This is a genomic window from uncultured Gordonia sp., from assembly GCF_937858515.1.
Classification (GTDB): Bacteria; Actinomycetota; Actinomycetes; order Mycobacteriales; family Mycobacteriaceae; genus Gordonia.
The window spans coordinates 1-22,607 of the sequence record NZ_CALLZT010000129.1; the positions used below are offsets into that span (position 1 = coordinate 1).

Annotated in this window: 21 protein-coding genes and 1 pseudogene; 8 read left to right on the top strand and 14 right to left on the bottom strand. The window is 65.1% G+C overall.

Going from position 1 to position 22,607, the window contains the following annotated elements; translation table 11 throughout:
* Positions 1 to 58: 58 nt before the first annotated feature.
* From Q0627_RS11750 to Q0627_RS11770, 5 genes are all read right to left on the bottom strand, one after another.
* Positions 59 to 1,237, bottom strand: coding sequence for a Wadjet anti-phage system protein JetD domain-containing protein (locus Q0627_RS11750; RefSeq protein ID WP_291019732.1), 1,179 nt, complete (start codon positions 1,235 to 1,237; stop codon positions 59 to 61).
* Positions 1,234 to 4,635 (bottom strand): ATP-binding protein, encoded by a 3,402-nt coding sequence (locus Q0627_RS11755; RefSeq protein WP_291019735.1) that lies wholly within the window; start codon positions 4,633 to 4,635, stop codon positions 1,234 to 1,236. Before Q0627_RS11755 ends, Q0627_RS11750 begins: the two co-directional genes overlap by 4 nt.
* 1 nt (position 4,636) lies before the next feature.
* Positions 4,637 to 5,233: a DUF4194 domain-containing protein gene (locus Q0627_RS11760; protein WP_291019738.1), complete on the bottom strand. Its 597-nt coding sequence runs from the start codon at positions 5,231 to 5,233 to the stop codon at positions 4,637 to 4,639.
* Positions 5,230 to 6,687, bottom strand: a complete 1,458-nt coding sequence (locus Q0627_RS11765) for a DUF3375 domain-containing protein (RefSeq protein ID WP_291019741.1) — start codon at positions 6,685 to 6,687, stop codon at positions 5,230 to 5,232. The genes Q0627_RS11760 and Q0627_RS11765 overlap by 4 nt, the downstream gene beginning before the upstream one ends.
* 64 nt (positions 6,688 to 6,751) lie before the next feature.
* Entirely contained in the window at positions 6,752 to 6,952 is a 201-nt protein-coding gene (locus tag Q0627_RS11770) for a hypothetical protein (RefSeq protein WP_291019744.1), read from the bottom strand.
* Between the two features lie 250 nt (positions 6,953 to 7,202).
* On the opposite strand from Q0627_RS11770, the gene Q0627_RS22495 reads away from it, so the two are divergent.
* Complete coding sequence (locus tag Q0627_RS22495; RefSeq protein WP_366852636.1) at positions 7,203 to 7,379, top strand: HipA N-terminal domain-containing protein; 177 nt, start codon at positions 7,203 to 7,205, stop codon at positions 7,377 to 7,379.
* Positions 7,380 to 7,627: 248 nt separating this feature from the next.
* Here Q0627_RS22495 and greA read toward each other — a convergent pair whose 3' ends face one another.
* The 3 genes from greA to Q0627_RS11785 form a co-directional block, all read right to left on the bottom strand.
* The gene (gene greA / locus Q0627_RS11775) at positions 7,628 to 8,122 is read right to left on the bottom strand and encodes a transcription elongation factor GreA (RefSeq protein ID WP_291019747.1); all 495 of its coding nucleotides are present in this window, start codon (positions 8,120 to 8,122) and stop codon (positions 7,628 to 7,630) included.
* Positions 8,123 to 8,313: 191 nt separating this feature from the next.
* Positions 8,314 to 9,033, bottom strand: a complete 720-nt coding sequence (locus tag Q0627_RS11780; RefSeq protein WP_291019754.1) for a queuosine precursor transporter — start codon at positions 9,031 to 9,033, stop codon at positions 8,314 to 8,316.
* A gap of 89 nt (positions 9,034 to 9,122) precedes the next feature.
* A complete protein-coding gene (locus Q0627_RS11785; protein ID WP_291019749.1) occupies positions 9,123 to 9,548 on the bottom strand; it encodes a DUF4307 domain-containing protein in 426 nt (141 codons plus the stop codon).
* Positions 9,549 to 9,635: 87 nt separating this feature from the next.
* Between Q0627_RS11785 and mca the strand changes: the two genes are divergently transcribed.
* Positions 9,636 to 10,487, top strand: coding sequence for a mycothiol conjugate amidase Mca (gene mca / locus Q0627_RS11790; RefSeq protein ID WP_291019757.1), 852 nt, complete (start codon positions 9,636 to 9,638; stop codon positions 10,485 to 10,487).
* The gene (locus Q0627_RS11795) at positions 10,487 to 10,801 is read left to right on the top strand and encodes a hypothetical protein (RefSeq protein ID WP_291019752.1); all 315 of its coding nucleotides are present in this window, start codon (positions 10,487 to 10,489) and stop codon (positions 10,799 to 10,801) included. The genes mca and Q0627_RS11795 overlap by 1 nt, the downstream gene beginning before the upstream one ends.
* 150 nt (positions 10,802 to 10,951) lie before the next feature.
* Here the strand turns inward: Q0627_RS11795 and Q0627_RS11800 are convergent, their stop codons facing one another.
* Positions 10,952 to 12,352 carry an ATP-binding protein gene (locus tag Q0627_RS11800; protein ID WP_291012534.1) on the bottom strand — a complete coding sequence of 467 codons (1,401 nt, stop codon included), beginning with the start codon at positions 12,350 to 12,352 and terminating at the stop codon, positions 10,952 to 10,954.
* 111 nt (positions 12,353 to 12,463) lie between these two features.
* On the opposite strand from Q0627_RS11800, the gene Q0627_RS11805 reads away from it, so the two are divergent.
* The gene (locus tag Q0627_RS11805; RefSeq protein WP_291012530.1) at positions 12,464 to 14,461 is read left to right on the top strand and encodes a thioredoxin domain-containing protein; all 1,998 of its coding nucleotides are present in this window, start codon (positions 12,464 to 12,466) and stop codon (positions 14,459 to 14,461) included.
* An 82-nt stretch (positions 14,462 to 14,543) separates the two neighbouring features.
* On the opposite strand, the gene rocD is transcribed toward Q0627_RS11805, so the two are convergent.
* A complete protein-coding gene (gene rocD / locus Q0627_RS11810; RefSeq protein ID WP_291012527.1) occupies positions 14,544 to 16,619 on the bottom strand; it encodes an ornithine--oxo-acid transaminase in 2,076 nt (691 codons plus the stop codon).
* A gap of 97 nt (positions 16,620 to 16,716) precedes the next feature.
* On the opposite strand from rocD, the gene Q0627_RS11815 reads away from it, so the two are divergent.
* The 3 genes from Q0627_RS11815 (at position 16,717) to Q0627_RS11825 (ending at position 19,119) form a co-directional block, all read left to right on the top strand.
* Positions 16,717 to 17,163, top strand: coding sequence for an Lrp/AsnC family transcriptional regulator (locus Q0627_RS11815; RefSeq protein WP_291012525.1), 447 nt, complete (start codon positions 16,717 to 16,719; stop codon positions 17,161 to 17,163).
* A 309-nt stretch (positions 17,164 to 17,472) separates the two neighbouring features.
* Positions 17,473 to 18,552 carry a 3-deoxy-7-phosphoheptulonate synthase gene (locus Q0627_RS11820; protein ID WP_291012547.1) on the top strand — a complete coding sequence of 360 codons (1,080 nt, stop codon included), beginning with the start codon at positions 17,473 to 17,475 and terminating at the stop codon, positions 18,550 to 18,552.
* Between the two features lie 201 nt (positions 18,553 to 18,753).
* Positions 18,754 to 19,119 (top strand): helix-turn-helix transcriptional regulator, encoded by a 366-nt coding sequence (locus Q0627_RS11825; protein ID WP_291012544.1) that lies wholly within the window; start codon positions 18,754 to 18,756, stop codon positions 19,117 to 19,119.
* A 47-nt stretch (positions 19,120 to 19,166) separates the two neighbouring features.
* Here the strand turns inward: Q0627_RS11825 and Q0627_RS11830 are convergent, their stop codons facing one another.
* The 3 genes from Q0627_RS11830 to Q0627_RS11840 form a co-directional block, all read right to left on the bottom strand.
* The gene (locus Q0627_RS11830) at positions 19,167 to 19,763 is read right to left on the bottom strand and encodes an ATP-dependent Clp protease proteolytic subunit (RefSeq protein ID WP_291012522.1); all 597 of its coding nucleotides are present in this window, start codon (positions 19,761 to 19,763) and stop codon (positions 19,167 to 19,169) included.
* Positions 19,760 to 20,374, bottom strand: coding sequence for an ATP-dependent Clp protease proteolytic subunit (locus tag Q0627_RS11835; protein WP_291012520.1), 615 nt, complete (start codon positions 20,372 to 20,374; stop codon positions 19,760 to 19,762). Before Q0627_RS11835 ends, Q0627_RS11830 begins: the two co-directional genes overlap by 4 nt.
* A gap of 177 nt (positions 20,375 to 20,551) precedes the next feature.
* On the bottom strand, positions 20,552 to 21,220 hold the full coding sequence (locus Q0627_RS11840) for a hemolysin III family protein (protein ID WP_291012543.1): 669 nt from the start codon (positions 21,218 to 21,220) through the stop codon (positions 20,552 to 20,554).
* A gap of 167 nt (positions 21,221 to 21,387) precedes the next feature.
* Here Q0627_RS11840 and Q0627_RS11845 point away from each other — a divergent pair, with 167 nt between their 5' ends.
* Positions 21,388 to 22,170, top strand: a complete 783-nt coding sequence (locus Q0627_RS11845; RefSeq protein WP_291012539.1) for an isoprenyl transferase — start codon at positions 21,388 to 21,390, stop codon at positions 22,168 to 22,170.
* A 3-nt stretch (positions 22,171 to 22,173) separates the two neighbouring features.
* Here the strand turns inward: Q0627_RS11845 and Q0627_RS11850 are convergent.
* A pseudogene (locus Q0627_RS11850) lies at positions 22,174 to 22,607 on the bottom strand (type I pantothenate kinase); the annotation flags it as partial.

The window sequence follows — 22,607 nt, forward strand, 5'->3', positions numbered from 1 at the left end:
AGCACGCGGCACACCACCAGGCTACACCCTCAACGACCTTAACTGAACGGTATTGCGTCTAGGCGGTGTCGTCGGCCACCACTTCGGCAAGGTTCACCGGCAGCCGGATGCGTTCCTGCTCCAGCCTGACGCCGCGGCCGTGCACGTCCTCGACCAGCTCCCGGTACAGCGCCGATTCGGCCTCCGTCAGATGCCGTAGCGGCCGGTCCACGGGCGACGATTCGGTGCCCCACTGCGTGCGATGGGCCAGCAGCGTCGGCCTGTCCATCAGAAACGACCGGGTGTGCGGCGCGGTGACCCGGACGCGGTCGAGGATCGCGAAACCGTGCGTGTCCAGATCACCCCAGTAGTAGACGCGCTTGTCGCGCAGCCAGCCCAGACCGCCCACGGCCGCGGCCGCATATCCGCCACCGAATACGAGCACCGCCCGCGGACTCGCGGGGAACGACAGATACGTGGCGAGATTCTCCACGATCACCACGCTGTCCACGTCCAGCGGCATCCGGGCCAGGTCGGCGACCCGCACCTCCACATCATCGAAACCAGGCAGCGGTGAGGCGACGTCCGGATCGAGAAAGCGCAGGCGAATGCGAGCGGCTCCGGTGGCGAATCCGAAACGCCCGGCGATCGACTTCTCAGTGGTGTCGATGAGATCGGGGGCGACGACGAGCGGGCCGAGTTCGAGCAGAACGGTGCGGTGCGATTCGATGAACTTGGTGTCTATGCCGGGCGCGTCGACCTCCCGCAACTGCCGCCCGGATCCCGCGTTGGCCGCGATCCAGGTCAGGGCGGTGACCAGGTCGCCGAACTCGTCGCCGTGTCGCAGTGCGCGGCCGGGTTTGGCCGCGACCCACTCCCACAGCAAGGGATACCCCGACGCCTGGGCCAGCATCCGGGTGTGCCGTCGACGCTCGTCCGAGGTCCCCAGGAAACCGGTCAGCGCGGCGAGCGAGGTGACGCGCACCCGTGCGGGCAACTCGTTGACACCGAACTTGCGGCCACCGACCGTCCTGGTGAGCACTTCGATGTGGGGGGACCGGGCGGCGCGGTGCCAGGTGGTCACCCAGTCGCGTACCTCGTCGAACCGCTCACCGAGTTCGCCGGCCCGTGGTCCGCTGATCGGCACCTCCACCGTCTCGAACCTGTCGCCGCGGGCGGCGGCGGTGAGGTAGTCGCCACGATCCCAGCGTCTGCGCAGGCGCGCGGTGACATCGGCGGGGGTGGTCCAGCCGGTCATGTGCCTGTGTCGTCGCCGACGATCGTGATCATCTCCCGCAGATCTCGTTGCGTGCGGTACTCCTCGATGGTCAGGCATTGGAGCTGCGAGTTGCTGCCGGTCCGGTTCTCCACGTAACCGACCGACGACACGAACGGTTCGATCGTGTAGATCTTGGTCAGCGGCGTCACGATCAGCAATTGCAGGCCGAGCTTGCGGAACAGCGACAGGGCGTAGCGGGCGGATTCGTCCGATCCGCGGCCGAACGCCTCGTCGATCACTACGAACCGGTAGTCACGGGAAGCGGTTGCGCCCCACTTGAGCTCGAACTGATACGCCAGCGACGCGGCGAGGATTGTGTAGGCGAGCTTCTCCTTCTGCCCGCCCGACTTGCCGTCGGAGTCGGTGTAGTTCTCGAACTCGCGGTCGTCGTCGCGGAAGCGTTCCGATGCCGCGAAACTCACCCAGTTGCGTACGTCGGTGACATATCGGGTCCATTTACGGTCGATGTCGGTGCTGCCTTCGCGGCCCCGGAAACGTTCGACGAGAGCTTTGACCTCGAGGAACTTCTCCTCCGCGTAGTGGTCGTCGGCATCGGCGTCGAAGGTGCCGTCCGAGCATCGGCGCAGCCGTTCGCGGAACTCGCGGATCTCGGTGTTGGGTGATCCGGTGACCTCGAGCCGCACATAGCGTCCCGGGTTGTAGTCGATGCCGACCAACGATTCGTTGATGGTGTCGATCTTGCTGTGGATCTTCTGTTCCTCGGTGTCGAGTTTGGCCTTGAAGTGCGCGATGTCGCGGATCGCGTTGGTGTTCAGGTAGGTCTTGAACTCGGATTCGAACCGGGGCAGGTCGTCGTCGGCCAATCGCCTTCGCAGAGAGTTGAATTCATCGGCCGCGGCGATATCGGCGTCCATCTCGGTGGTCAGCACCGGATGGTTGCGTTTGAACTCCGACATCTTGTTGACCACCCGGGTCGCCAGAGTCTGGGCGCGCGCGGACTGCCGTTCGGCCTCGTCGGTGAGGTCGGCGGCCAGAGTGCCCTGCAGCGTGGCACAGCTCGCAAGGGTGAGCCGCCCGCCGCCGACGGACTTGTGGACGGCGGCGTCGATCGCCTCGGCATGATCGAGGTGGCGGGCAGCGTCGTCGGTGGCCAGGATCGCGCGCGCGTCGTCGCGTCCGGCGGTGGCCCGCGCCAGTGCGTCCTCGAGCCGGGAGATACTGCCGAGCAGGCGATCCCGGCGTCCCGTCGCCGCGGCGATCGCCTCGCCGGTGGTGGTGATCTCGGCGGTGATCTGGGCAAGCTGTTTCGACGCCTGTTCGAGTTGGGTCTTGCGCTCGCGCAGGGTCGCGGTCCTGGCCGCCTGCGACATCCAGTCGATGGCATCGAACGCGGTGAACATCGTCAGTTTGTCCAGTGCGGCCCGGCGCCGCTCCATCGAGGTCAGATGCTTTGTGTGCAAGCCGATCTCGGTGTCGACGCGATTCAGTTCGGTCTGGATGCGCTGTCCTTCGGCCAGTAGGGCCGCGATCTTCTGCTCGTTGCGCCAGCCCAGAACATAGTTGCGCCGGTCGTCGACGCGGAATCTGTCGTCCTTCTCATGCCTGCCACCGCCCGAACGGATCTGCCCGGTGGTGGTGACCGCGAATTCCTCGGTCCGGAACTGTTCGAGCGTCTCGGTGCAGATGTGACGGGCGCGTTCGTACAGCCTGCGTTCGAGCCAGTCGTAGAACGGTCCCTCCTTGATGTCGAGTTTGTGGGCGAGGGCGCCCGGCGGGGGAGTGCTCACGCCGTGCAGCGACGCCTTCGGCGGCACCTTGTAATAGACCACCCGGCCGCCGAGATGATGGCCGTTGATCCACGCGGACACCCGATCGTAGTCGTCCTGGGACACCAGCAAGGACAGACCGAAGCCACGCAGGACGCGTTCTGCCGCACCCTCCCAACGGGTTTCGTCGTCGCGGACACCGATCAGCTCGCCGACGAACGGGATCGACGCGGCGTCGGCGCCCACTCCGTCGCAGATCAGTTCACGGATACGCAGGTCGCGGTCGGGGATATTGGAGGTGCGCCCGCGCAGGCTCGCGATCTCCCCGGCCACCCGCTTGCCGTCGTCGGCGAGAGTTCTGCGGTCGACACCGAGTTCGGTAAGGGCGTTGCGCCGCTCGCTGATCTCGCCGTCGAGCGAGTCGATCGTGGCCGTCACCTCGCGTAGTCGCTGGTCGAACTGAATGCGGTCGGCCACCGACGGCAGTCCGGCGTCATCGAGGAGTGCGCTGTGGTGTGCGTGCCGTTCTGCCCGTTCGGATCGCTGCCGTTCGGAATCGGCGATCTGCTGTTCGAGCGCGGCGATCTGATCGCCGCCGAGTCCGGCCTGCTCGATCCGCAACCGGTCGAGCTGTGCCCGCAAGTCGGAGAGCTGGTCGTCGACGTCGGCGAGTTCGCTTCCGGCACTGCCCAGGTCACGATCGCACGCGCTGATATCGGCCTCGTGGAGCTCGCAGGTCCGCTCGGCGAAATAGAACCGGAGCGCCTCACGGCGGGCCCTGGCCCGCTCCGCCTTCGCCACATGGCCCGAGTAGGTGTCGTAGTCGTCGAGGAGGGGGGCGAGTTCTTCGAGCTGGCGGCGGGCCACCACGACGGCATCGTGAGCGGCGGTGAGGTCCTGGAAATGGGTGACCAGCCCGTCGACGAGAGAACCGGCGTCGAACGGTTCGAGCATGTGCTCGCGCACGAAGTCGTTGAGGTTGCCCACCGCCTTCATCGACACCGTCTGATGAAACAGGTCCATCGCCTGCCGGGACTTGATGCTCAGTGCCCGGCGGTAGTCGGAACTGTAGTCGGGAAAATGATCGTGGATGCGGGTCTTGCCCGCGCGCAGGCGTTTACGCAAGATCTTGAGGTCGGTCCCGAAGTCGGTGAAATCGGTGGTGATGTCGAGCGCCCGATCGGTGACGGTATAGAACCGTTCCGGTTGCCCGCCGTCGTTGCGCATCGAAAAGACCTGCGCGAGTGTGACCGTCTCGTCGAAGTCCTCGTTGACGAAGACTCCGAGGATCACCGAATAGCTCGATGTGCCACGCAGGGCCACCGGCCGCGACGTGCCCGTCATCTCGTTGCGCTCGGACTTGTAGTGGCCCAGCACATACGAGCGCAGGTCACGCTCGCGGGTGTCGGCGCCGGCGGCCTTGTTGTAGGCGACCCGGTTGGCCGGCAGTAACAGTGTGGTCACCGCGTCGACGAGAGTCGACTTGCCCGAACCGATATCGCCGGTGAGCAGGCCGTTGTTGCCGTCGAGCCGAAGCGTCCAGACCCGGGAGTCGAAGGTGCCCCAGTTGAGCACCTGAAAGGTGTGCAGCCGGAAACCGGCCTTGGTGTCGGAGGTCTGCAATTCGGTCGCGGAGAACAGTCCGGTCACGTCATCGTCCTTCGGTGAGTAGCCGCGCATATTCGGCGAGGTGGGTGTCGAGATCGGCGAGCCATTGCGCGTCGACGAACGCCTTGATCACCCGGCGCACCTCGAACTGCCTGTCCTGCTTGGGTATTCGCCGCACCAGGCCGAGGTCGGCGACCTTGCGCAACGCGGTGTCGATCTGGTCGGCCGCGCGTGCCTCGTTGGTGGTCTGCGGCAGGAACGGCAGCATCATCTCGGTGATCTGGTCGGCATCGAGGATGAGTCTGGTCCCGGTGTCGGAGGCGTCGAATTCGGCCAGACGTTTGCGCAGCAGCGCCAGCAGCAAGCTGGTGTGCAATGAAAGCTGGTGTCGTGGAACGAGCCTGGGAATGGACTGCTCGGCCAGATCCTCGTCGGACTTGGACCTGAGGTAGGCGTACCCTTCGGCCTCGTCGAGAATGACGGTCAGGCCCAGCGTGCCGACGTAGTCGGACACCTGCGCGGTCAGGCCGAGCAGATGCGGCCACACCGTTTCGTGAGTGTCGCGGTACACCACGCCCTTCATCAGGGCGGTGACTGCCACCGGCAGGCTCAGTTCGTTGCGGGGGACCGGTCTGCTCATCGGCGGGCGACTCCTGCCGTGGTGGCCGCGCGGGTGAAGATCACGCGCGGGATGCGGGCGGTACGGGTCACGCCGTCGTCGTCGGACCAGGTCACGGTGTCGGTGGCATTGTCATCGAAGGTCTTCGCGAACGCCGCGTCATCGAGTGCGAGGTAGGTGACCAGCTCTGCCAGACCCTGGCGCAGCGGAGCCGTCGCGACGACTTCACCGAGGGTGATCTGCGGCTGTTTGCGCAGGATCTTGTGCACGCTCTTGATGAGTGGGGCCGGGTCGACGTGCACCTGCTCGAACAGGGCCGCCGACGATCCTTCGGCGTGCCCGGCGGCGATACCGGAACTGTCCACCGAAGCGGCGGCGGGCTTCCGGTAGAGCGGGCGTTCCATCGGCAGGACGATCGCCGGTGCGGCGGCGTCGATGTCGTGGCGGAAGTCGTCGGTGCGCTGATCGCGCACGGCGATCGCGGTGGTCTCGATCCCGCGCAGCAGATCCATCACGCGGCGGTTCTCCAGCCACACCTGATCGTCGAGAAAGCGGCGCAGTTGTTCGGACAGCTGCCGCACCGTTGCCTGTGCGCGACCACCGGCGTCGAGCCAGTCGTGGTGGATATGGCCGAGCCTGGGGTCGGTGCCGGATACGCCGAGGGTTTGCACCCGCCCGATGAGTCCGGTCAGCTCGTCGAGTCTGTCGGTCGAGAGGAGCAGATCGTAGAAGGCCTGGAAGCTGCGGCCCTGGTCGGAATCGCTGATCAGGTTGCGGCTGCCGACCACCTCGTCGAGCAGCTCACCCTTGGTGCCGCCCCAGGTGGCGATGCGTTCGCGCATCTGCCGGTCGAGTGCGCGGAAATTGGTTTCCACTTCGCGGAAGTCGGACAGCAGAGCACGTGCGATGTCGGCGAACTGCTGGTAGCGATCGCTGCGGCCGGTGTCGTCGAGGACCGTGATGTCGCCGCGCTCGACCGCGTCGATCTCCGCGTCAATCTCGGCGCGGCGTCGGCGCAACTCGGTGAGGCGGATCTCCGGATCGGTCTCGGTGCCGTAGACGATCTGCCGCAGCAGCTCGAACACCGTGTTCAGGCGGGATTCGGTGCCGACGAATCCGCGTTCGCGCAACGCATTGACCCAGGCTACGGCCCGCTCGACCGATGGCGTGGCGTCGTAGTGCGGCTCGTCGCTGTCGGCGATGTAGTACTTGCGCAGCCAGCCGGCCGCGGGCGCCGACCAGTCGTCGAGGTAGGCCTTGGGGGTCTTGGGGAACGTGCCCTCGCCGAGACGCTTGTTGAGTGCGTACAACTCGTCGTCGAGCAGCGATGCCAGGTGGGATGCGGAGATCTCGCGGATGTTCTCGTCGACGAACACCCGCCCGAGAAACGACAGGATCAGCGGCGCGTTGTCGGCGCGCAACAGCCGCCAGGCGGCGCTGCTGCCGCGCAGACCCGCGATCTCATCGAACTGCATGCAGTCCAGCGTAGTAACCGGGTCTGACAGTGCGCGAAGTCGGCACGGCCGACGGCACCGGCGATCAGAGGCGCCCGCATCCGACCATGCCCACGCCACGTTCGACTACGTGAGCGGGCAGGAGCGCGACCAGTTCGGCGGGTGCCGGCTGCAGTGCCGGCGAGACCGGCGCCTGGTGTGGTTCGTCGCGGTGGGTGAAGCCGGAGATGACAATGACAACGGTCGTGGCGACGAACACCACCACTATGAACGCCAGACCGATCAACGGGTCACCACACCATCGCCAATTGTTACCAAACGGTAAGTTAAGTATCGTAAAGATGCAGCTCAGACCTTACCGCGACCGGGTGTGATTCCTTGCATGTCACGATCCAATAACCCAAATTTGGGACTTTAGTCCTGACTATACTTGGTAGTATGTCCGCCGCCTGCCGGTGCACTCGGCGTCGCCTTCGACGCCGTAGTCGACCCAGCGGCCGAGGCCGACGCGCATGGCTGATGCACTGGCCGTCTACATGGATGGAGTCCGTTGTGGGCTTCTGACACAATCCGACTCCGGGGACCTGCGATTCGACTACGACGACAACTACCGGAATGAAACAGACCCGACCCCTCTGTCGCTGTCGATGCCGACAGCGACGAGGCGGCTCACGGTTTCGCGGACGACATCGTCGCCGCTGTCGCCTCACTGACGCTGGTCGACTGAGAAGTCGAGGGTTGCAGTTGCTATGTCAGTCGGCACTTGTCGAAGTACTGCGAGTGGCCCTCCGCAACCGTTGCTCGATGTGGAGTCAGCTATTTGTACACGGCTACTCGGACAAACACGTCAGTGGTGTCCGACTCGACAGGCAGACAACCAAGCGCACGCGACGTGCGGTTGGTGCCGGATTATTGGCAACAACCGCACGTCGTGTGCGCTTTGTATGCTGTTGGGTGGGCGTCAGCTGTGGTACGGCTCGGCGCTCACGAGGGTCACCTTGACCGTCGCGCCGCTGGGCACTGTGTACTCGCGGGACTCGCCGACCTTGGCGTCGATGAGCGCGGCACCGAGCGGGGAACTCGGCGAGTAGGTCTCGATGTCGCCGTTCTTGCCGCTTTCCTCACGGGTGGCGATCAGGAAGGTTTCCGAATCGCTCTCGTCGCCGTCGTAGTAGACCTTGACCACCGAACCGGGCAGCGCGACACCCGACTGTGTCGGGGCCTCGCCGACCTTGGCGTTGTTGAGCAGATCCTGCAGCTGGCGGATACGTGCCTCCTGCTGGCCCTGCTCCTCGCGGGCGGCGTGGTAGCCGCCGTTCTCCTTGAGGTCGCCCTCTTCGCGGCGCTCGTTGATCTCGGCGGCGATGACCGGGCGGTTGGCGATCAGTGAGTCGAGCTCACCCTTCAGGCGGTCGTGCGACTCCTGGGTCAGCCAGGTCACCTGGGTGTCGGTCATGGTCACTCCTTTGTGTCGTCCGCACCCGACAGGGCGCTCACCAACTCGCGGTGCGCCCTTCCAGGGCATGTGGACTGCTCTAAATGCAGCAACACGACCCCTCGCGGAGCCGTGTGTATCCGACCATCATACCAGGTTCCAGGACGTAGATCACACGAGAACGGCGGCTAACTGCACACCTGAGCAACCACTCAGATGGCTTTTGCCCCCGCTGGTGAGGCCATACGACTCTGGGCGCGCAGCGCCTCACGATATGTCGGCTCGGCGAGTTTGAGCCGGTTGACCACCAGATAGGTCAGCGGCATCACGAGGATCTCGACGAGGGTCTTCCACACGAACCCGACGACCGTGTAGTTGACGAAGTCACCCCAGGTGGAGATGCCGAGCGCCGTTGCTGCGATCGAACAGAACACGATGGTGTCGGCCAGTTCGCCCACGACAGTCGAGGAGATGAGCCGCGCCCAGAGCTTGCCTTCGCCGGTGCGTTCCTTCATCTTGACCAGGACGTACGAGTTGAGGAACTCGCCGACGAGGTAACCGGCCAGGCTGGCTGCCAGGAATTGGGGAACCACTCCGGCGACGTCGCGGAACGCCTGCTGACCTTCGTAGAAGTCGGCCGCAGGCAGTTCGATGGTCAGCCAGAAGCACAGGGACGCGACGAGTAGTACGGCGAAGCCGGTGAGTATGGTCCGGCGCATGGCCCGGAAACCGTAGACTTCGCTGATCACGTCGCCGAGGACGTATGCGAGAGGGAAGAGGTAGAACGCACCGTCGGTGACGAGTCCGTTCATCTCGATGGGCCCCATGTTGATGTGGAGCCAGCTGTCGAACAGGACGACACCCTTGGTGGCGGTGATATTGCTGATCAGCATCACGCCCACGAAGGCGGCCATCAGCATCGGGAAGTACAGACTCGGTACGGCCGCGAAGACTGCACGCCCGTGGGGTGCGGCGTTCGCGACCTGCCCAGACTCTTCCGGTCCGGGCTGTGTGGGTTCTGTCACTCTTTATCTGCTTTCAGATAGGCGGGAATGGTGGTGGTGCACCCGAACACCTCGCCGATGACGGGTGGCTGCGACGTGCGGACAGTGGTCTTGAAACCGATCTGGGACTCTTTGCCCGGCGGGATGAGGATCTCGCGGCGACCGGTTTCGCTGCCGTCGAGGGAACGTCCGCGGACCACGCAGGCGGCCGGTCGTGACGGATCGGACCTGGTCACGGTGAATTGCACGGCCACCGTCTGTGAGTCGATGACCTCGTAGCCGGTGACCTCGCCCTTGACGTCGGTGTCGGAGTACTTGAAGTACGCGAACACCGCCAGTGCCACTCCGGCGATCACCACGAATGTCGATCCGGCGATGAACCAGCGACGCCGGCTCTGAGGGGATCGTTCGGCTGGGTACGTGGCCCGGGGTCCGCTAGTCACGCGTCAATACCTACCATGGAGCCCAGACACGTAGCTGAAGGCGAGGGAAGCGTGACTGATCTCGAGCGGCCGTCCGGACTCCGACTGATGGCGGTGCACGCCCACCCCGACGACGAATCGTCCAAGGGCGCGGCGACGACGGCGAAGTACGCGGCCGAGGGCCACGAGGTGCTGGTCGTCACCCTCACCGGTGGCGAACGCGGTGACATTCTGAACCCGGCGATGGATCGTCCTGGAATCAAGGACAACATTGCGCAGGTCCGGCAGGAGGAGATGGCCAAGGCCGCTGCCGCGCTCGGTGTGCAGCAGACCTGGCTCGGATATGTCGATTCGGGGCTGCCCGAGGGCGATCCGCTGCCCCCGCTGCCGGAGGGCTCGTTCGCCACCATCCCGCTCGAGGAGTCCGGCGAGGCGCTGGTCAAGGTGGTCCGTGAGTTCCGTCCGCACGTCATGATCACCTACGACGAGCACGGCGGCTACCCGCATCCCGACCATATCCGCTGTCACGAGGTCTCGATGCTGGCGTACGAGCGGTCCGGCGATCCGGACGCGTTCCCCGACGCGGGTGATCCGTGGACGGTGTCGAAGCTGTACTACACGCATGGTTTCATCCGGGCCCGCATGGTGGCGTTCTCCGACGAGTTCGAGAAGAACGGTCAGGAGAGCCCGTTCAAGGAGTGGCTCGCCCGCTGGGACGCACGCGGCGGCGATCTGATGGCCCGGGTCACCACACAGATCACCTGCGACGACTTCTTTCCCGCCCGCGACGAGGCGTTGCGCGCGCACGCCACCCAGATCGACCCGAACGGGGTGTTCTTCGCGGTGCCCACCGAATGGCAGCGACGGCTGTGGCCGACGGAGGAGTTCGAGCTGGCCAAGACCCGCGTCCAGACCTCGATCCCCGAGACCGATCTATTCGCCGGAATCGAGACCCCGTGATGACCACCGCACTCCAGTCGGCCACCCTGTTGCTGGCCGCGGACAATCCGGAGGGCCCCGAGTTCGGCAAGTCCTCGCCGTTCGGTCTGCTGATCATCCTCCTGCTGCTCATCGGCACAGCGCTGTTGATCTGGTCGATGAACAGCCAGCTCAAGAAGCTGCCCAAATCGTTCGACACCGACCACCCCGAAGCCGACCAGGCCTTCGACGAGGGCACCGACTCCGCCGGTGCGGTCGAGTCTGCTGTTGATCCCGCCCGCAGTCCTGGTCCGCAGGCTGAGCCGTCCGCGCAGCACAAGTCCGCCGATACATAGTCGTTGGGAGGAGGGATCCGACATTCGTCACGGCACTCAAATCTGGTCCTGATCGCTCGAGTGTTGAACGGTTTAACCGCGAAGTCCTTTGTCGGTAACTGAAACATCTACTGGCAAGAATGTTGCAGTAGAACGTTTCAGTAGATCAGATCAGAAGAGCCTCCATGAGGCACGCGGGTCCTTCGGTCCCTGCCCATCCCAGACCACGAGTCCAAGGTCCCGTAGCGCTTGGAGATGGCGGGACGCCGTGGGACGAGCAAGATCAGCAAGTTCGGCCACTTGACCAGTTCCAAGGGGTCTTCCTTCGAGGCGGAGTACGTCGAGAACCCGACGCGCACTCTTGGTGAGACCGGAGCGAACATCGTCAGGGAGCGCGTCTGCCGAGGACAGAACGAGGCGCACAGATCCGCTGGTCTGGGTGTAAATCGGATCGGTGAGCCCAAGGCTGCGCATCTCACTGAATATGCGCACGATCCCTTCGCCGAGTTCTCGCGCGATACCAAGGTCGGAGCAGACCCGGACAATGCGGGGGTTACGGGCATATCGGCTGATAGTCAGTGGTTTGGCCGGGTCGGCGAGTCCGGGAAAACGGCCGGGATTCGAGATCTCGATTCGATTCGGAAATATCTCGAATCGAACGTGATCGCCTGCCATCGAGTACGAGCGGTGCAGGACAGCGTTAACCAAGCCTTCGAGCCATACATCTCGAGGGATGATGGGACGGGACTCGAATCGTCCGCTCCGTGCCAACGGCTGGGTATTTGGTACCCACTCTTCGATCAGTGCGGCGGCGTGGATGATTTGCTCGGGAATCGAGCCTTCGCAACGGATGTCGCCGCCCGAGAGGAGGGTCATCCTGGCCCCTGTGCCGCGTTCGTTGTCGGCATAGCGCAGGACTCGAACGACCGCACTCGGGAACAGAGACTGCGGGCGTTCGGCAAAGAGTAGCCAGCCGGCCACAGTCAGATGCCCATTGCGAGTGAGTAGGTCGCGTGCCGCCAACATACCTTCCGGAGTAGCCGCACCGATCGCATCTTGATATGCGCTAACCTGCGCGGCGCTGAGGTCATGGCGCGTAGCGTCGACGCTCGTTCCGTCGAAAGGAGCGCTGCCACGGTCGTATTCGAGTTCACGTCGTTGGGCGTAGCCGAGCCTGCGGGATTCGTCGCCGACACGAAGATAGACCTCTCCTTTCGTATTTTCGTGGACATGCTCCCCCGGATCAATCTGGAACACGAGCACAATCTGGTCGGCGGCGGTCCTCAACTCGGCTACTTTGCACCGTACGACGGGGGTCGTGAAGTCGTGGGCGGTCTGGAGGAGCTCGTTCACCCGACTGGGTGCTACCCCATCGATCGCGCCGTCGTGAATCCCAACGGCAACGTACCCGCCCTCGGCATTCGCCATTGCGATGAGTGGCACCGCGACGTCCCGTGCAGCGGTGCGCCCGGACTTGCGCTCGTACCACTGCCCTTCGTCAAGCGTGGCCAGCTGCAGAGCCGCCTCGGCGGCCGTGAGGGCAAGCACGCGGTCAACCTCGCCAGCCTGCATGGAAATTACTGTAACATTTTTCCAGTGCAGATCAGTTTAGGTGGTGTGAGGTGGACTCTCTGCGCTATTGGCGACGTTCGCGGCAGCTTCTACTGTCAGGAGTGATACGGCATGGCGAATCGATTGGTTGCGGCGACGAGCCCCTACTTGAACCAGCACGCCGAGAATCCGGTGGATTGGTGGGAGTGGAAGCCGGAGGCGTTCGCCGAGGCGGCGCGCCGGGATGTGCCGGTGCTGTTGAGCGTCGGGTATGCGGCGTGTCATTGGTGTCATGTGATGGCGCACGAGTCGTTCGAGGACGAGGCCACGGCCGCGCAGATGAATGCCGATTTCGTGTGCATCAAGGTCGATCGGGAGGAACGGCCCGACATTGACGCCATCTATATGAACGCCACCGTCGCGATGACCAGGCAGGGTGGGTGGCCGATGACGTGCTTTCTTGCCGCCGACGGTGCGCCGTTCTATTGCGGCACCTACTACCCGCTCACCCCGCGCGGGGGTCAGCCGTCGTTCCGGCAGGTGCTCACCGCGATCACCGAAGTATGGACGCAGCGCCGCGATGAAGTCGCCGAAGTCGGTGATCAGGTGCGTAAACATTTGAGCGACAACGTATCTGCTCTTCCGTTCGCAGGGCGGGGGATCGACGACGCTCTGCTCGACGCCGCGGTCACCGCGATCCTGGCCGACGAGGATCCGGTCGCGGGCGGTTTCGGCGGGGCGCCCAAGTTTCCGCCGTCGGCGCTGCTCGAAGGGCTGCTGCGGCACAGTGAACGGACCACGCCGCGGGCGCGGGACGCGGCGATCGGTACCTGCGAGGCGATGGCGCGGGGCGGCATCTACGACCAACTCGGCGGCGGGTTCGCCCGGTACGCCGTCGACAACGCCTGGGTGGTACCGCATTTCGAGAAGATGCTGTACGACAACGCGCAACTGTTGCGGGCTTACGCACACCTGGCGCGCACCACGGGTAACGCTCTGGCGCTGCGGGTGACCGAGGAGACCGTCGAGTTCCTGGAGCGGGATCTGCGGGTCGGCGGTGGGTACGCATCGTCGCTCGACGCCGACGCCGGCGGGGTGGAGGGCTCCACCTATGTGTGGACGCCCGCGCAGTTGGCCGATGTGCTCGGTGCCGACGACGGTGCTTGGGCCGCAGATCTTTTCGGTGTCACCGAGGCCGGAACTTTCGAACACGGATCGTCGACGCTGCAACTGCCGCGCGACCCCGATGAAACGGAGCGTTGGGCGCGGGTGCGGGCTCGGCTTCTTGCTGCCCGCGCCGCACGTCCCCAGCCGGCTCGCGACGACAAGGTGGTCACCGCCTGGAACGCGATGACGGCCACCGCGCTTGCCGAGTCCGGTGCGGGACTGGGTCGTCCCGACTGGGTCGAGTCCGCGGTATGGTGTGCCGGATCATTGTGGGACAACCACATTCGTGACGGTCAACTCCGCCGGTCATCGCTCGGCGGAGTTACCGGCGATCCGCTGGGTGCGCTCGACGACCATGCCGCGCTGTGCGTCGCGCTGCTGACGATCCACCAGGTGACCGGTGACCTCGTCTGGCGCGATCGTGGTGTCACGCTGCTCGAGAGGACCATTGAGCTGTTCGGTGACCCCGACGCTGTCGGAAGCTGGTTCGACTCAAGCGAATCCGGGCTCATCGTGCGGCCACGCGATGCCGTCGACGACGCCACCCCGGCGGGTGCCTCGCTGCTGGCCGAAGCCTTGCTGCTCGGCTCGTTGCTCGCCGAAACTGACATGGCGACACGATATTCGGAACTGCTCGACGCGACACTGGGCCGCGCGGCGATCCTCCTGTCGAAACTCCCGCGTTCGTCCGGTCATTGGCTCGCGGTGGCCGAGGCCGTGCTCACCGGGCCGTTGCAGATCGTCGTCGTCGAAACCCCGGACAGTACAGGCGAATTGGTGGCAGCCGCCCGTCGGCTGGCGCCCGGCGGGTCGGTTGTGGTTGCCGGCGAGAAGGATTCGTCACCTCTGCTGGCCGACAGGGGAACGGTCGACGGTACCGACGCCGTCTACGTCTGCCGGGGCACGGTATGCGGGCTGCCGGTGACGACCGTCGACGCACTGGCCACCCAACTCACGTCGTGACCGTGCTGTCGATCCCGGGAACCGAGATCAACAGCACACTCAGATCGATGCGCTCAGCCATTCGTCCACTGTGGACCCGCTGTTATGGATTGCGCAGAGCCTCCGTGAAGCGATCGGCAACCCAGTCGATCTCGTCGTGGCTGATCACCAGCGGCGGTGCCAGCCGCACCGTGCTGCCGTGGGTGTCCTTGGCCAGCATGCCACACTCGGCCAGGCGTAAGCAGAACTGTTTACCGGTGCCGAGCACAGGGTCGATGTCGATGCCTGCCCACAGACCTTTACCCCGCACCGCGAACACCCCGTGCCCGATGAGTTCACGTAGCCGCGTGTGCAGGTGTGCGCCCAGGTCGGCGGCCCGCGCCTGCCAGGTGCCGTCGGCAAGCATGTCAACGACGGTGTGCCCGACGGCCGCGGCCAGCGGATTGCCGCCGAACGTGGAACCGTGCGTGCCGGGGGTGAGTACCCCGAGAATGTCGCTGTCGGCGACCACCGCCGACACCGGCAGAATGCCGCCGCCGAGGGCTTTGCCGAGGGTGAACACATCGGGGGTGACGTCCCAGTGCTCGACGGCGAACGTCTTGCCGGTCCGGCCGAGGCCGGACTGGATCTCGTCAGCGATCATGAGCACGTTGCTTTCGGTGCACAGGGCACGCAGGCGCGGCAGGTAGTCGTCGGGTGGCACGATGATCCCGGCCTCACCCTGGATCGGTTCGACGAGCACCGCGACGGTGTCGGCGGTGATGGCGGCGGCCAGCGCTTCGATGTCGCCGTACGGGACCCGATCGAATCCCGGTGTGTACGGGCCGAATCCGGCGCGCGCCTCGTCGTCGTCGCTGAAGCTGATGATGGTGGTGGTGCGGCCGTGGAAGTTGCCGCCCGCCACGACGATCCGCGCGTGTCCGTCCGGCACCCCCTTCACGTCATAGCCCCATTTTCGGGCCACCTTGATGGCCGATTCGACGGCCTCGGCGCCGGTGTTCATCGGCAGCACCATGTCTTTGCCGCACAGATCGGCCAGTGCAGTGCAGAACGGCTCGAGCCGGTCGGACAGGAACGCCCGGCTCGTGAGGGTCACCCGGCTTAGTTGTTCGGTCACTGCCGCGACGATCCGCGGATTGCGGTGCCCGAAGTTCACCGCCGAGTATGCGCCCAGGCAGTCGAGGTAGCGGACGCCGTCGACGTCGGTCACCCACACTCCTTCGGCGGTCGCCGCCGTGACGGGGAGTGGTGAGTAGTTATGTGCCACATGAGATTCGACGTCGAATCTGGTTGCGTTCATGTCTGAATCCCCTTCACGACACTGTGATCGGTCTGCCGGCACCCGTAATTCCAGGGTGCAGCACTTGATTCCACCTCCGCCCTTGAGCAGTTCGGACAGATCGACGGTGATGGGACGGTAGCCGGCGTCGGCGATATGTGTCGTCAATTCCATTGCTGCGTCGGTCATCACAACGTTATGACCGTCGGAGACCAGGTTGAGTCCCAATGCCAGCGCATCGGCCTCCGAGGCGATGATCGCGTCCGGGAACAGTTCGCGGAGCACCGCGAGCGAGGCGGGGGAGAACGCCGGCGGGTAGTAGGCGATGGTGTGCGCGTCGAGTACCCCCAGCGCTGTGTCCAGGTGATAAAACCGCGGATCGACAAGCTCGAGTGTGATCACCGGAAGTCCGGTGATCTCGGCGATTTCGGCATGGGTGTCGCGGTCCGTGCGAAAGCCCGTGCCCGCCAAGATCCGATCGCCGACGACGAGGAAATCACCCTCGCCCTCTTGGACACCTTCGGTGCGGCACACGGTCGCGCCCGCGAGCGTCGCAAACCATTCGGCGTAGTGCTCGGCTTCGGGTGCCCGTTCGGGAAAGGCGAAGCGGGCGGCCACGATCCGGTCGCCGACACTGAGTCCACCGTTGGCGGCGTACACCATGTCGGGCAGGCCGGGCTGGGCGTCGACGAGGTGCACGGTGTGCCCAAGGCTCGCGTAGGTGTCGCGCAGCCGTTGCCATTGCCGCACCGCCAGATCGGTGTCGACGGGGATGTCCGGGTTCATCCACGGATTGATGGCATAGCTGACGGTGAAGTGGATCGGTGGGGTCATCGCGTAGGTGCGCGGTGTCGCGCTTCGCGTGGTCGCGTGGGTTCCGATGGGGTTGGTCAGCGTCATGAATCGAGCGTATCGTCGGCATAATGTGCAAACAATCGATGTTGATTGCTCATCTGCACAACAAATAGTTTGTAGATTGTGAAAGGGCGGTGATCTGTTGCGAAAGCTGGACGATCTGGACGAGCAGGTGCTCGCCGCGCTCACTCGCGATGCCCGGGCCACATACGCCCAGATCGGTGACGAGGTCGGGCTGAGCGCTCCGGCGATCAAACGCCGCGTCGACAGGCTTCTCGACGACGGCGTGATCCGTGGTTTCACCGCGGTCATCGATCCGGGTGCGATGCAGTGGACCACCGAGGCCTACGTGCAGGTGTTCTGCCGCGGCAACATCTCACCCGACGACCTGCGCGCCGCCTGGGAACCGATTCCCGAGATCGTTTCCGCCGCAACGGTCACCGGCTCGGCCGACGCCATCCTGCGGGTCGTGGCCCGCGACGTCGGGCACCTCGAACAGGCCCTCGAACGTATCCGGCGGGCCGGTGCCGTCGACAGGTCGGAGTCGATCATCATCCTGTCGCGGCTCATCGACAGGGCACATCCGTGATCCCGGCGGGAACACGTGTGCTACGGTGATCGGCGTGAATACACGTGTACGCGCCTATTGGCGCTTTATCGAGGCTCCGGGTGGGGCCACGGTGAAGCGCTGAATCGCGTTCGCACAAAACCATCCGGAGCCCGAGCAGTGACCAATGTGGTCGCTGCTCTTGTCGTTTCAGGGCACCGGAACAACACCAGGGACTGTGCCCCGGGATGTCGAAGACACGACCGACGACAGGCACAACCTGAAAGGCACACAGGCGTGACCACCACCGACGACCTCGCACTCTCCGTCAGCGATCTGCCCCAGAGCGATCTGCCCCAGAGCGATCTGCCCCAGAGCGATCTGCCACAGTCCACCAGCGACCGCCGCATCAAGACGTTCCGGGCCATTCCCTCGCCGGACGCGCTGCGCAATGAACTGCCGCTCACCGCCCGCCGCGCGCTGGCCGTGCAACGCGACCGCGACGAAATAGCCGCGATCCTCGCCGGCCACGATGACCGCCTGATCGTCGTCGTCGGACCGTGTTCGGTGCACGATCCGGTCGCCGCGCTCGACTACGCCCGCCGCCTCGCGCCGCTGGCCACCGAACACGCCGATCGGCTCAAGATCGTGATGCGGGTGTACTTCGAGAAGCCCCGCACCACCGTCGGCTGGAAGGGCCTGATCAACGACCCCGGTATGGACGAGACGTACGACGTCGAGCGCGGTCTGCGCACTGCGCGATCATTGCTGCTCGACATCATCGACCTCGGTCTGCCCGTGGGCACCGAATTCCTGGAACCGACCAGCCCGCAGTACATCGCCGACGCCGTCGCCTGGGGCGCTATCGGGGCCCGCACCACCGAATCGCAGGTGCACCGCCAGCTCGCCTCGGGCCTGTCGATGCCGATCGGATTCAAGAACGGCACCGACGGCAACGTACAGGTCGCTATCGACGGTGTCGGTGCCGCCGCCGCTCCGCATGTGTTCTTCGGTGTCGACGATTTCGGTCACGGCGCGGTGGTGGAGACCGTCGGAAACACCGACTGCCACATCATCCTTCGCGGCGGCACCCGCGGCCCCAACTATGACGACGCCTCGGTCGCCGATGCCGTCGCCGGTCTGACCAAGGCCGGTCTGGCACCCAAGGTGATGATCGACTGCTCGCACGCCAACTCCGGCAAGGACCACATCCGGCAGGCCGAGGTAGCCCGCGAGATCGCCGCGACGATCCGCGAAGCCTGCGCTGCCGGCGAGGAATCGCCGATCAGCGGCGTGATGCTCGAAAGTTTCCTGGTCGCCGGTGCCCAGTCCACCGACGCCACCCCCCTCACCTACGGCCAGTCGGTCACCGACAAATGCATGGCCTGGACCCCCACCGCCGAGGTCCTGGAAGTTCTCGCAAACATCTGAATTCCTTTCCCCCGCGCAAGCACTCATCCAGCTGGTTGAGGTGTGATGGAGCGCAAGCGACGAGCCTGGCAAACCACGTGAGCGGACAATGTCATCTCACTGGGTTTCGAGGCTCGCAGGCTCGCACCTCAACCGGCGGTGGGATCTGCTCTGAGCGGAACGGACCGGTGTCAGGTGCGCGGGGTGGCTAGCATCGCGGGTATGGCCGAGTACGACAACCAGCTCGAACCCAACCATCCCGAACCACTGTGGCGTGAGGTGACCGGACGGGTCCTGCGGCGATACCGCCACGACCGGGGTGAACGGCTCGTCGAGACCGCGCAACGCGCCGGCGTGTCCACCCAATACCTCTCCGAACTCGAACGCGGCCGCAAGGACGCCTCGTCGGAGATTCTGGCCGCAGTCGCCGGTGCTCTCGGCCTGACCCTGGTCGACCTGGTCCGCGAGGTGGCCGTCGACCTGGTCCGTCAGGCCCGCCCGGTGCCCGTCCTGCGGTCAGTGCCGGGCGGACCCGCCGCAGTGCCGGCCGCACCGATCCGCCGCGGTCCCTACGCCCTGGCCGCGTAGCGCACCGTACGCCGCAGACTGCACTGTGTTGGCGCCGACCTTCGGCGCTAACGTCCTTGGCGCGTGTCGATGATCTGGTCGGCGATGCCGTAGTCGACGATCTCCTGGGCGCGCAGGATGCGGTCGCGGTCGGTGTCGCGGCGCAGGGTGGCGATGTCCTGGCCGGTGTGCCGGCTCAGGGCCTGTTCGATCTCCTCTCGGGTCCGCAGGATCTCTTCGGCGGCCAGGATCAGGTCGGGGATGGTGCCGCGGCCCTGACCGGACGGCTGATGCAGCAGGACGCGGGCGTGGGGGAGGACCGAACGGCGGCCGGGGGTGCCGGCGGCCAGCAGCAGTGCAGTCGTCGAAAGGGCTTGGCCCACACAGGTCGTCGCGATGGGGGCGTGGCAGTACTGCATGGTGTCGTACAGGGCGAATGTTGCCATCACAGAGCCGCCGGGCGAGTTGATGTACAGGTCGATGGGGGCTTCGGGGTTGTCCGAGTCGAGGTGCAGGATCTGCGCGATCAAGGCGTTCGCGACGCCGTCGTCGATCTCGGTGCCCAGGTAGACGATCCGGTCGTCGAGCAGGCGGCTGTACACGTCCATAACCCGGTCGCCCTGCGGGGTTCGGCTGATGACATTGGGGATGGTGTAGGTGCTCATCGGGAGACTCCGAATCCTGTTGCGGAGGGCGCACTCGGGCGGATCTGAGCGACGGTCGTGACGATCTGGTCGATGAATCCGTAGTCGACGGACTCGCTTGCGGTGAACACGTGATCGCGCAGCGAATCGTCGAAGATCCGGTCCAGAGGTTGTCCGGTCTTCTCCGCGATCAGGCTCAGGACGGTGTCGCGGACGTGCCGCAGATCGTCGGCCTGCAATTCGATGTCGGGGGCGTAGCCGCCGATACCGGCGGACCCTTGGTGCAGAAGCACTTTCGCGTGGGGGAGGGCATAGCGTTTGCCCGCCGCGCCGCAACACAGCAGGAATTGTCCGGCGCTGTAGGCCATTCCGAGGTTCACTGTCGCAACGTCGTTGGGGATCAGGTCCATGGTGTCGGCAATGGCCAGCATCGCGGGCACCGAACCACCGGGAGAATTGATCCACAATGCGATGTCGGCGGTCGGATCGTAGGCGGACAACAAGACCAGTTGCGCGCACAACTGGCTGCCGATCTCATCGTCGAGGGCTGAATCCAGCATCAGGATCCGTTGATTCAGAAGACTTTCCGCAGTCGCCTTGCTCAGCGGGAGGGTTCGTTTCTCATCGCTCATGTCCCGACGCTGCATCCGTTTTCGGGGCCGTCCCAGGCAGTGCCGCGCAGAGCGGAACGGCGCGTCTGTCAGCAGAGAAGTGCGCACTGACACAGTTGGCTCACGGGTTTCGAGGTTCGTCGCTTGCGCTCCTCACACCTCAAGACCGGCGGGGGTGGTCGGCTTTCCCGTGGGTACTCAACCGGCGGTGAGGACCAGCCAGACGGCGATGTAGTGCAGGGTGGCGGCGACGGCGGTGCAGGCGTGGAACACCTCGTGGTGACCGAAACTCGACGGCCAGGGGTTGGGCCACTTCGCCGCGTAGAGAATGCCGCCGACGCTGTAGAGGATGCCGCCGGCGGCGAGCAGCACCATCACCGCGACCGACGTGTGATCGACCAGCGCGGGGGAGACGGCGACGATCACCCAGCCGAGCAGGATGTACAGCGACACACCCAGCCAGCGCGGCGAACCCGGCCACGCGATCTTCAGCGTCACCCCGCCGATGGCGCCGGCCCACACGATGCCCAGCACCCACCAGTTGACCGGCGACGGCAGAGCCAGCAGACAGAACGGGGTGTACGTGCCGGCGATGAACACGAAGATCATCGAATGGTCCGCACGTTTCATCCGGACGTGGGCACGCGGCGACTTCCACGAAACACGGTGGTAGAACGCGCTGACGGCGAACAGCCCGACGATCGTGACCGCGTACACCGCACACGCGAACGCCGCGGTGGCACTGCGCAGGACGGCGGCGCCGACGATCACGCCGACCCCGGCGAACGCGGCGACGACAGCGGCATAGGAGTGGATGACCCCACGAAGTCGTGGCTTGACAGGGGCCGGCACGATCGGCGTCGGAATGCTCACGAACCTACGGTACCGTAGGTTCGTGAGTGCGGTCGCCGACATCGCCGCACACCGGGCCGAACATGCCCGTCCCCGACCGAGTGCAGCGCGTAGTGTGTCGTAAGTGACGGGACACACGGGTGAATGCGGCGAACGGCCCTATAGATGAAGTGGCTGAAGCGATGAAGCTGCTGCCCGACCGTCTCCGCAGGCCGATCCTGTCCGTATACGAGCGACGCGTCCTCCACGACCTCGATCCCGCCGGATTTCCCCACCACGTGGCCATCATCTGCGACGGCAACCGGCGCTGGGCGCGCGAAGCGGGGTTCGAGGACGTCAGCCACGGTCATCGCGTCGGTGCCCAGAGGATCGCCGAGATGCTCGGCTGGTGCGCCGACCTCGGCATCGGCACCGTCACCATCTACCTCCTATCGATCGAGAACCTGAGCCGCGAATCAGAGGAACTCGACGCGCTGATGGAGATCGTGCCCGACATCGTCGACGAGATCGCCCGACCGACCGGAAACTGGCAGGTCCGGATCGTCGGCACCCTTGATCCGCTGCCCGACGACGTCGCCGAACGTCTGCGCAGGGCGTCCGAACGGACCGTCGACCACGGCGGCATGAATGTCAACGTGGCAGTCGGATATGGCGGTCGCCAGGAAATCGTCGATGCCGTGCAGGCATTGCTGCGCGAACGCGCCGCTGCCGGCGACGATGTGGATGCGATGATCGAGGCCGTCACCGTCGACGCCATCGACCGCAATCTGTACACGCGCGGGCAGCCCGATCCGGATCTGGTGATCCGCACCTCCGGAGAACAGCGCCTGTCCGGATTCCTGTTGTGGCAGAGCGCGTATTCGGAGATCTGGTTCACCGACGCCTACTGGCCGGAGTTCCGGCGCGTAGACTTCCTGCGCGCCCTGCGCGACTTCTCCGCCCGCACCAGGAGATTCGGAAAGTAGCCGTCAAATCTTGCGCAGCCGGACCCGGTTGATCGAATGGTCGGAATCCTTGCGCAACACCAGGGTTGCGCGTGGTCGCGTCGGCAGGATGTTCTCGATCAGGTTGGGCCGGTTGATCGACGTCCAGATGTCGCGGGCGGCGATGTGTGCCTGATCGTCCGACAGCGACGAATACAGGTGGAAATGCGAATTGGGATCGGCGAATGACGTGGTACGCATCTGCAGGAAACGTGAGATGTACCACCATTCGATGTCGTCGGTCTTGGCGTCCACATACACCGAGAAATCGAACAGGTCCGACACGGTGAGCGTCGGACCTGTCTGTAATACGTTGAGCCCCTCCAGGATCAGGATGTCGGGCTGCCGGATGTAGTGACGGACGTCGGGCACGATGTCGTAGGTGATGTGCGAATACACCGGTGCGGTCACCTCGCGGG